At 44.0% G+C, this 9571-nt stretch carries 9 protein-coding genes; 1 reads left to right on the top strand and 8 read right to left on the bottom strand.

The window, feature by feature from the left end:
- Nucleotides 1-181 precede the first annotated feature (181 nt).
- Nucleotides 182-1021: a helix-turn-helix domain-containing protein gene (locus DXA05_RS21785; protein ID WP_117610666.1), complete on the bottom strand. Its 840-nt coding sequence runs from the start codon at nt 1019-1021 to the stop codon at nt 182-184.
- A gap of 66 nt (nt 1022-1087) precedes the next feature.
- Here DXA05_RS21785 and lipB point away from each other — a divergent pair, with 66 nt between their 5' ends.
- Nucleotides 1088-1771: a lipoyl(octanoyl) transferase LipB gene (gene lipB / locus DXA05_RS21780; protein WP_004311632.1), complete on the top strand. Its 684-nt coding sequence runs from the start codon at nt 1088-1090 to the stop codon at nt 1769-1771.
- Here the strand turns inward: lipB and DXA05_RS21775 are convergent.
- From DXA05_RS21775 to DXA05_RS21745, 7 genes are all read right to left on the bottom strand, one after another.
- A complete protein-coding gene (locus DXA05_RS21775; RefSeq protein WP_128859629.1) occupies nt 1728-2645 on the bottom strand; it encodes a PorV/PorQ family protein in 918 nt (305 codons plus the stop codon). The genes lipB and DXA05_RS21775 overlap by 44 nt on opposite strands.
- A 2-nt stretch (nt 2646-2647) precedes the next feature.
- Nucleotides 2648-4204, bottom strand: a complete 1557-nt coding sequence (locus DXA05_RS21770) for an N-acetylmuramoyl-L-alanine amidase-like domain-containing protein (protein WP_032849483.1) — start codon at nt 4202-4204, stop codon at nt 2648-2650.
- A gap of 6 nt (nt 4205-4210) precedes the next feature.
- Complete coding sequence (locus tag DXA05_RS21765; protein ID WP_004300419.1) at nt 4211-6199, bottom strand: oligopeptide transporter, OPT family; 1989 nt, start codon at nt 6197-6199, stop codon at nt 4211-4213.
- Nucleotides 6200-6303: 104 nt separating this feature from the next.
- Nucleotides 6304-6699, bottom strand: a complete 396-nt coding sequence (locus DXA05_RS21760) for a DUF1573 domain-containing protein (RefSeq protein ID WP_004300420.1) — start codon at nt 6697-6699, stop codon at nt 6304-6306.
- A gap of 97 nt (nt 6700-6796) precedes the next feature.
- The gene (locus tag DXA05_RS21755; RefSeq protein WP_004315891.1) at nt 6797-7420 is read right to left on the bottom strand and encodes a DUF4923 family protein; all 624 of its coding nucleotides are present in this window, start codon (nt 7418-7420) and stop codon (nt 6797-6799) included.
- A complete protein-coding gene (yihA, locus tag DXA05_RS21750) occupies nt 7410-8015 on the bottom strand; it encodes a ribosome biogenesis GTP-binding protein YihA/YsxC (protein WP_004315890.1) in 606 nt (201 codons plus the stop codon). The genes DXA05_RS21755 and yihA overlap by 11 nt, the downstream gene beginning before the upstream one ends.
- A gap of 11 nt (nt 8016-8026) precedes the next feature.
- A complete protein-coding gene (locus DXA05_RS21745; RefSeq protein ID WP_049702936.1) occupies nt 8027-9484 on the bottom strand; it encodes a sodium:solute symporter in 1458 nt (485 codons plus the stop codon).
- Between the last annotated feature and the right edge of the window lie 87 nt (nt 9485-9571).

Below are 9571 nucleotides of genomic sequence, written 5' to 3'. Positions count from 1 at the left end.
CTCCTGATAGTTTACTTTTTCTTTTGCCATAATCATTCTTGTTAAAGGTTACGGCGCAAAGATATGGCGGCTAACAACTTATGTCAAGGCGGAAAATAGAATGGTTACGATAATACGCAATTTATTCACCGTTCATTGTTTTACAACTCACCATTTATGTTTTCTATCGTCCTCGTATAAATTATCTGTTTCTAAATTCCAATGGCGTCATTCCTACATATCGTCTGAAATACTTGCCAAAGAAAGAGGCACTGGGGAAGTTTAGAGAATATGCTATCTCTTGGATAGTCATATTGGTACCTTTCAGTTTGGCTTTAGCATCCATGATAACGATATAAGCAATGGTGTCCAAAACACTTTTACCTGTCACTTGTCTCACAGTCGTGCTTAAATGTTGAAGAGATATTCCTAGTTTATCTGCGTAGAATTGTGCACGACGTTCGTTTTTATAATTCTCGGTGATGGCTTGAATCAGTTCCCGGCAGATTTCCTTTTTGCGGTTCGAACTGCTGTTTTCGCCCGGAAATTTATGATATATCAGTCGTATGCTTGTCAGGATAGTCTGAAGAGACAATTCGACCAATTCAGAATCCATTTCGAAGTTCTCATTGCAACTGGCCCGTGATAATAGAGCAAAATAGTCTTTCAGATAACTGGCTACTTCTTCATTAAGAGGAACTACCGGCTGTTCTATCAGTTTGGGGTATGCGTTACCAATATTCTTCATCAGATTGATCCGTCCGGTACAATGAGCAGAGAAGCCGGCAAAGCAAAGGCATACTTTTTCCGTTCTTTCCCGAAACTGAATGATTGTTCCCGGTAATAATGTTATTAAGTCATTGGGGTGAATTTCGTAATCAAGCAGATTGATGGAAGCCTTCATCGAACCTTCGGTACAGATGGCAACAATACATGCTTGCAACCGGCAAGATTGCTTGTAAATATTGAGAATGTCTTCTGTTACATTCGTCCATGCTAATACTTCGGTAGGCAAGTCTACCTGTGGAAAGTCCATTTTCATAGTTGTGTGTGTTATATTAGGCCAACAAATGTACGCATTTTCTTTTTATTTCTTACCTTTGTTTTTATGAAAACATTTTTTATTGATTGGAATTTGATACCATACGCCGAAGCATGGCAACGGCAGACAGAATGGTTTGATAACATTGTCCGGGCAAAAGTTCAGGGCGAGAGTTATGAAAACCGTATTGTGATGTGCGAACATCCCCATGTTTATACATTAGGACGTAGCGGGAAAGAAAATAATATGTTGTTGAGTGATGAACAACTGAAAGCAATTGATGCCACCCTTTATCATATTGATCGGGGAGGGGACATTACTTATCATGGTCCGGGACAATTGGTATGTTATCCGATATTAAACCTGGAAGAATTTCAGTTAGGATTGAAAGAGTACGTGCATTTGCTGGAAGAAGCGGTGATTCGGGTATGTGCTTTTTATGGCATTGAGGCCGGACGTTTGGAGAAAGCGACAGGAGTCTGGTTGGAAGGTGATACGCCTCGTGCGCGTAAGATTTGTGCTATCGGAGTGAGGAGCAGCCATTATGTCACGATGCATGGACTGGCTCTGAATGTGAATACCGATTTACGTTATTTCAGTTATATCCACCCTTGCGGATTTATAGATAAAGGCGTCACTTCTCTTCGTCAGGAATTAAAGCACGATGTGCCGATGGACGAAGTGAAGCAACGCCTCGAAGAGGAGCTTAGAAAACTATTCCAACTCCCAGTTGCCAGGTGCGGCGCATAAAGCAATCTTTATCAGCCAAGGCGTATGAGAAGTCTGCACGTATCGGCCAGAAGTTTATTCCGCAGCCTAGGGTGCCGTAGTTGCCCGCTCCTTTGTCTTTGTCTCCGAAATGATATCCCGCACGGACAACACCATATTTCAGGAAATTATATTCAGCTCCTATGCCAGCCTGGAGATGACGGATTTCAGAGGGGAGCAGATAGTTGAAGTCGAGAGCCACTTGCAAACGGTTTTCTATGTTGAATGGCAGGTCGATTGTACCTCCCAATCCTAATCTGGCGGGTAACTTTTGTCCGTCCAGCTTTTTACCTAAGTTGGCAGCTTGGAAACCAATGCTCCAGGAAGCCATTTCGTCCAATAGAGCCATATTGCGATAGTAGGTCGCGCCGAAGTCCAGACAAACGCTATTCTTGCTGTCTGCGTTTTCCGCGGCTTTGGCTTGCAGGTATCTGAACGTTAATGAAAGAGACAGATTTTTGGCTACATTTCTGAAATAAGCAGCTTCTAAATCCCAGATATGAGGACGGTAATCGAATACCTTAGGATCTTTGAAATGCCGGAAACCTACAGCAAATCCATGTATGCCTTCCCTTCCGATCCGGTAGAAAAGAGAGGCGCTATGTAGCGCATAATCTTGGTTGATCTTAGCGTATGAATAACTCGCACCCATCACTTCTTGTGAGAAAGCGATGGTAGAAGCATTATGAAAAATAGCTGTACTACCGTTATCGGTGGTAGCTAATCCTGTACCTGCCATACCTGCCGATTGGGCGTCCGGAGTAAGTTCCAGAAAATAGGCGCTTGCCATTTCTTGTGCTCCCAGCAAAGTGGGGAATAAGCACGAGGCGAGAAGGAAATGTTTTACTCGTTTCATAATCAGTTATTTTTAGAGTGAGACATCCGGACAACACGTATGCCTGTCCACGATTTATTGTTGTTTAGCATGTGATTGAGAGGTTCGTCGCTGACAACTACTTTTCCCAATGTAGAAGAAGCGTGCAGCAGGTGCAGTTTTCCCTCTTTATATTCTGCTATTCCCACATGAGCAATGTCCAGTCCGGGCATCTTCGTTGTAATAGCAATAATGTCTCCATTCATGATCCAGGGCAATCCGGCTTCCGGCAGTTCGCTTTTCGGCAACCAATGTACGACTTTTCCGGAGATTGCTTTTTCATATTCGGCCATTTGTCGTACATTTTCCGGCGAATCAGCCAATTTTTTATATTGCTTGGGATGGGTAGACATATACGAAAGAGAGATTTTCTGGGTATGCGCACTGTTTTTGGCAGTAATATCGGTGAGGAATCCGTGGCGGATTCCGTTCTCTATCCATTCGGAAGTATAATGCAACCGGGAAGGATAACCGTTGATGATGCCGTCCCGATAACGTATTTTTTGCAGATTGTCGGCAAAGGAAGAGCCGAGTGCCTGTGCCAACGTGTATTCTACGAAAGTGAGGCAATCTACGGCATCAGTCCGGATCACTAATGATTCTTCTCCGTCTTGATCTAATGTGTTAGCCACGTATTTAGTTCCCAGGTAAGATTTCCCGATTCGTAACATGGGTTCGGGGTTTTCCGGGAATACAACGCCGTCGCGCAACCATTTCTCCAATTCCTGTGTCCATTGTTGCTTATATTTAAAATGATCCTGAAATCCCCAGCCATGTCCTCCGGTAGGATAAACATGGAGAGTTGCCGGAACCTTGTTTTTCTGTAAAGCAAGGTAATAGTTTACTCCGTGGTAAGGTGCTACGGAAGGGTCATCGGAGGTAAGAGCGATAAATGCTTGTGGAGTATCGGGCGTTACTTGCAATTCGGCGGAAAACTTCTGTATCTGTTCCATTGTGGGATTTTTGCCGAGCAATGCAGTTCTTGTATTTCCACGGGTGACTTGCATCATCGTAACTACCGGATAAAGTAATATCTGAAAGTCCGGACGTGTTTCCGAATTGTAGTGAGTGGCAAGTGTAGCAGTTAAATGCCCTCCCGCAGAGGCTCCCATTAATCCTACCTTGTAAGGATTGACATTCCATTCTTTGGCATGTTGGCGTACCATGCGAATGGCTTGTTCGGCGTCTGATACGGGGACTTCCCAATGTCCGTTCGGCATCCGGTATTTTAATACCATATAGGTAATACCTTGTCCGCAGAACCAAGGGGCCATATCATACCCCTCTCCATCCATACCCAATCCACGATACCCGCCTCCGGGACACATGATAATAGCCATTCCATTCGGCTTTTCCGGGTGGTAGACCGTCAGGGTGGGATGCGTGACATTCGTGACAAAATGAGGACGCGTTTCCTGCTCCTCTCCGGTTAGTCCACTGGAGTTGGGAGCACCGTCGGGCCACAAAGGTAGCTCGACGGGCTGCTGCGCAAATGATATGGCAGTTACAAGTGATACTATAATGGATAATAGTCTCCTCATAATGATTTATTTAACTTTCATTGAAGCCTTTATAAAGTAAAGAATCAGTAAGGCATACGCTCCTAATGCCAACACTTCTGACCAAGTATTGTTCAACCATGCCTCATTAACCAGATTGATTCCACCAAAGCGCATCGCGGCACTGATTACTCCCATCAATGCACCTCCGGCAATGAAACCGGATGCCAGTAAAGTTCCTTTTTCACCTCTTTCCGTATTCAGAGATGCGTCTTTGCTACGTGTTGTAACAAACCAATTCACTGCTCCACCCACTACCAGCGGCACATTCAGTTCCAATGGAATAAACATACCCAATGCGAAAGCTAATGCAGGAATTTTACAAAGAGTCAGAATAATAGCTAAGACAGCACCAATGCCATATAGCAACCAGGGTGCACCTACACCGCTCATCAGCGGTTCGATAACGGCTGCCATCGCATTTGCTTGCGGAGCAGCCAGTGCGCCACTTGTAAATCCGTATGTCTTATTCAGGATAATCATTACACCGCCTACTGTTGCAGCCGATACGATTGTTCCCAAGAACTTCCATGTTTCCTGTTTGGCAGGCGTGCTTCCGAGCCAGTAACCAATCTTCAAGTCGGTGATAAAACCTCCTGCCATCGACAGTGCGGTACATACTACACCACCCATTACCAATGCGGCAACCATGCCTGAAGGACCTTTCAGTCCGACAGCTACCATCACTACGGAAGCCAAAATCAGCGTCATCAATGTCATTCCCGAAACCGGATTAGTACCAACAATCGCAATGGCGTTAGCTGCTACTGTGGTGAACAGGAAAGAGATGCCGGCAACCAAAACAATGGCTACCAATGTATGCAACAGATTCCCTTGCATGACATCGAGATAGAAGAATAATACGATTAATATCAGTGTGATGATGGAACCGATAGCGATAATCTTCATGGAAAGATCCCGTTGGGTACGGATAATGCTTTTCTCTACATTCCCTTTACCGCCCATCTCTTTGGCTGCCAGTCCGACAGCGCTCTTGATGATGCTCCAGGAACGGATAATACCGATCACACCTGCCATAGCGATACCGCCGATACCGATGCTCTTGGCATAATATTTGAATATTTCTTCCGGACTCATCATACCTACGGTAGAGGTGATTTCCGGATTCCATGCATTCAGTACACTGTCACCCCAGATAGCAGACATTCCCGGAATGATAATCCACCACACAGCCAGTGAACCGGCACAAATGATGGAAGCATATTTCAGTCCGACGATATATCCCAAACCAAGCACAGCGGCACCGGTGTTTACCTTGAATACTAATTTTGCCTTTTCTGCCAGCATTTCTCCGGCACTGCAAACACGGGTAGTAAAATTCTCGTTCCACCATCCGAATGTCGCTACGATGAAGTCATATAATCCGCCGATCATACCTGCCATCAATAACGGTTTGGCCTGACTGCCGCCTTTTTCGCCGGAGATCAACACCTGTGTAGTGGCTGTTGCTTCCGGGAAAGGATATTTTCCATGCATGTCGCTGACGAAGTATTTACGGAAAGGAATCAGGAATAGAATACCCAATACGCCACCCAATAAAGAGCTGATGAATACCTGCATGAAGGTAACCGTCATCTCGGGATATTTAGCTTGGAGAATATAAAGAGCGGGGAGGGTGAAGATCGCTCCGGCAACGATTACTCCGGAACAAGCTCCGATAGACTGGATAATCACATTTTCGCCCAACGCATTTTTTCTTTTGGCAGCTCCGGAAACTCCTACGGCAATGATCGCAATTGGAATAGCTGCTTCAAATACCTGTCCGACCTTCAACCCCAGATAGGCAGCGGCGGCCGAAAAAAGGATTGCCATGGCAATACCCCATGCTACTGACCAGATATTAACTTCCGGATAATTTTTAGAGGGACCCATCAACGGGTTGTACACTTCCCCGGGTTTCAACTCTCTGAACGCATTCTCGGGTAACCCGGTGAATTTGTCTTCTTCTTGTTTCATAGTTTTTATAATTTGCTAATGTGTTAATTTACATTTCCGTCCTCAAAGTAAACAAAAAAAAGGAGAACCGAAAGATTCTCCTTTATGTAATAGTCTATTTTTTCCTACTTTGCATCTTTTGCCGTCATATCGCCTTCGATATACAATCTTACCATCTCTGTTTTGGCGTTGGTACGCAAGGTGATTGATTTTTTGAAATGTCCCGGATATTTGCCTGTTCCGTTATAAGTCACCTTGATTGTTCCTTTTTTGCCCGGCATGATGGGTTCCTTTGTATATTCGGGTACTGTACATCCGCAAGAGGCTACAGCCTGATGGATCACCAGCGGGGCATCGCCGATATTAGTAAAGGTAAATGTGCAACTGACAACCGGGCTGTTTTCAGAAAACTTACCGAAATCGTGAGTTGTTTTGTCAAACTTGATATCTGCATTTGTTTGTGCAAATGCAAAGCTTACGCCCATTACTAACAGGGTCATTAAAAAAAGTATCTTTTTCATTTTTCCTTCTCTTTTTGATTACAAACGACAAAGATAATGCTTTTCCCCTAAAATATACTTTATGGAGTGCGAAATAGTATTAAACGATTCTCTTTTGCTATTTTGAGAGCTGGAATCCGAGCATCATTCCATCGTAATTTTCGGCCAGTGAACTAACTGTTTTCAGTGCGGTACTGCTACTTTTGCTACCGATGAAAGCCATTAGTTTCAACAGTTTGTCCGAGTTGAACAGTAACTCCAGTGAGCTGGAACTGCAATTTACTTTAGCGTGCAGATTCAGAAGTTTCAAATACTTCAAATCAACTTGTTTGGTTGAAGCATTGTAGGAGTAAGTGCCTTTCAATGTTTTCTTGCCCACCGTGCTGGTGAAAGTACTGTCGGCATTGAAAGTGAAACTCATCTGGCCGTCTTTAATACCTATTTTGCTTAATTGTTCGTTCAGCTTATTTTCAGCCATAGTAGCTGCGGCAGCTCCGCCTGCTTTCATTAGTAAGTTATCCGATTCGAACTCTACCGCCGAACCTTTGTAGCTCCATGTTCCGGTCATGTCGATAGATTCGGTGGTTCCGGTGATGGCATTTACTACTTTTGAAATGTTGTCCTTATTTAATAAGTCGGACCATGATTGCGCCTGGCTGTTAGTTGCCGTTAGCATAAATACTGCCAAAAAGGCAATAGATAAAAAACTCTTTTTCATTTTCATTCTTCTTTCATTTAACATTGAGATCCTTGTTTATGTTTTCTATGTAATTGAGTATATCAACACGTCCTGTGCGGTCTTCCGAGGAAGATACGAAGTGAGGAGGGAGCTCTTCCCATTGTTTGCCCAACTCACGTAAATAGGCATTGATATTCATTTTTAAACGTCCACCTTTTAGCTTGTCGGCTTTGGTAAAGATGATAGAGAAGGGGATACCGTTCTCGCCCAGCCATTCCATAAACTCGAGGTCTATTTTTTGAGGTTCCAGCCGGCTGTCTATCAGGACAAAGAGGTTGGTCATTTGTTCCCGTTCCAAGATATAATCTTCGATTATGGTGCGTATCTGGTCTTTCCCTTTTTGTCCGCGTCGGGCATAGCCATATCCCGGAAGGTCGACGAGATACCAATTCTTATTGATAAGGAAGTGGTTGATTAACATCGTTTTTCCCGGAGTAGAAGAGGTCATGGCCAGACCTTTACGGCTGGTCAACATATTGATAAGACTCGATTTTCCCACATTCGAACGGCCTATAAAGGCATATTCCGGGAAAATGCCGGCCGGGCATTTCTTCACGTCCGTATTGCTAATCACAAATTCAGCACTTGTTATTTCCATTTTCTTGTCATTTATTTCTTTGTAACATCGTTTTTCCCTTTTTTAGACATGCAGATTAACCCCGCAAAGGTAAGCGTTCCATTTAACATTAGCAATTCATAACCGAATTTATATCCGGTTTCTTTTCCAATCCACCAGTCGGCAAGATAGCAGAGCAGGGGTGAAAAGATGGCTATGAGAGGAACCCACCGGTCGTTCGTTTGCCTGCGTGTAAAAAGTCCGAAAGCAAACATTCCGAGCAGGGGGCCGTATGTGTAGGAGGCGATGATATATATGGCGTCAATAACACTCTTATTATTGAGTATTTCTACCAGGCAGATGAAGAATGCCAATAAGACTGATAACGATAAATGCACTTTGCCTCTTTTGCGACGTGCCGTTTCTTCTGTGTCTTTTTCCGTATTCAGCAGGTCTACGCATACACTGGTTGTCATGGCTGTCAGGGCGGAATCCGAGTTGCTGAAAGCTGCTGCGATAATGCCGATTGTAAAAAGTACCAATACGGATTGTCCCAGATAACCTTGGGCTGCAAACATGGGCAGTATATCATCATTCATGGCTGGCAGTTCGAGTTGCATCTGTCCCGCTAGCGCTATCAATAGAATTCCCAGGCATAAAAAAAGGAAATTTAGCGGAATGAATGAGAAACCGTAGCAGTACATGTTTTTTTGTGCTTCCCGGAGGTTCCGGCAAGAAAGATTCTTTTGCATCATATCCTGATCCAGTCCGGTCATTACGATGACGATGAAGATACCACTGAAAAACTGTTTGAAGAAGTTCTGTCGGGATACCCAGTCGTCAAATACAAAAATACGGCTGTGTTCGCTGTTTTGGATTGTTTGCACAATGCCGCTGAAATTAAGGTCTAATCTTTGGATCGTAAAATAGATGATAAAAATCAGAGCGGCAATCAGGCAAAATGTTTGTAAGGTATCTGTCCACACGATGGTCTTTATTCCGCTTTTATGAGTATATATCCATACCAATGCAACCGAACCGACAGCAATCAGCCAAAAGGGGACGTGCATTTCCTGAAATACATACGTATGGAGAATGAGGCATACCAGATAAAGTTTGGCTGCGGTTCCCAACATGCGTGACAGCAGAAAGAAAAAGGAACCGGTGCGATAGGCACGCACTCCGATGCGGGTGCCGAGGTATCCGTAGATACTTGTCAGATTCAATTTATAATATAAAGGAAGTAAGATATGGGCTACGGCCATGTATCCGAAGAAAAATCCGAGTACCGTTTGCATATACGTCATATCCATTCCGCGCACCATTCCCGGTACAGAGACGAAAGTGACTCCGGAGATGGAGGCGCCAATCATTCCAAAAGAGACTATGTACCAAGGTGATTGGTTCTCTCCCTTGAAGAATGCTGCATTTGATCCTCCCTTACGTCCGGTGATACGGGCTATTAGTAATAATACCGCGAAGTAGCAAAGAATAGTGACTAGTATCATCATAACAGATGCAAAGGTAGCAATTTTTGTAGGTATTAAAAACAATAATCTGTATCTTTGCAAGGTTTTATCGATAGAACAGCAAATATT

The sequence above is a fragment of the Bacteroides sp. AM54-2NS genome (assembly GCF_003602935.1).
Classification (GTDB): Bacteria; Bacteroidota; Bacteroidia; order Bacteroidales; family Bacteroidaceae; genus Bacteroides; species Bacteroides xylanisolvens.
Note: the sequence above shows the minus strand (reverse complement) of the source record. Positions and strands in the feature narration are given on the sequence as shown.

What these genes read in the sequence shown, in the direction of transcription:
- DXA05_RS21785 (WP_117610666.1), bottom strand. Translation starts at nt 1,021, where the DNA reads ATGAAAATGGACTTTCCACAGGTAGACTTGCCTACCGAAGTATTAGCA.
- lipB (WP_004311632.1), top strand. Translation starts at nt 1,088, where the DNA reads ATGAAAACATTTTTTATTGATTGGAATTTGATACCATACGCCGAAGCA.
- DXA05_RS21775 (WP_128859629.1), bottom strand. Translation starts at nt 2,645, where the DNA reads ATGAAACGAGTAAAACATTTCCTTCTCGCCTCGTGCTTATTCCCCACT.
- DXA05_RS21770 (WP_032849483.1), bottom strand. Translation starts at nt 4,204, where the DNA reads ATGAGGAGACTATTATCCATTATAGTATCACTTGTAACTGCCATATCA.
- DXA05_RS21765 (WP_004300419.1), bottom strand. Translation starts at nt 6,199, where the DNA reads ATGAAACAAGAAGAAGACAAATTCACCGGGTTACCCGAGAATGCGTTC.
- DXA05_RS21760 (WP_004300420.1), bottom strand. Translation starts at nt 6,699, where the DNA reads ATGAAAAAGATACTTTTTTTAATGACCCTGTTAGTAATGGGCGTAAGC.
- DXA05_RS21755 (WP_004315891.1), bottom strand. Translation starts at nt 7,420, where the DNA reads ATGTTAAATGAAAGAAGAATGAAAATGAAAAAGAGTTTTTTATCTATT.
- yihA (WP_004315890.1), bottom strand. Translation starts at nt 8,015, where the DNA reads ATGGAAATAACAAGTGCTGAATTTGTGATTAGCAATACGGACGTGAAG.
- DXA05_RS21745 (WP_049702936.1), bottom strand. Translation starts at nt 9,484, where the DNA reads ATGATGATACTAGTCACTATTCTTTGCTACTTCGCGGTATTATTACTA.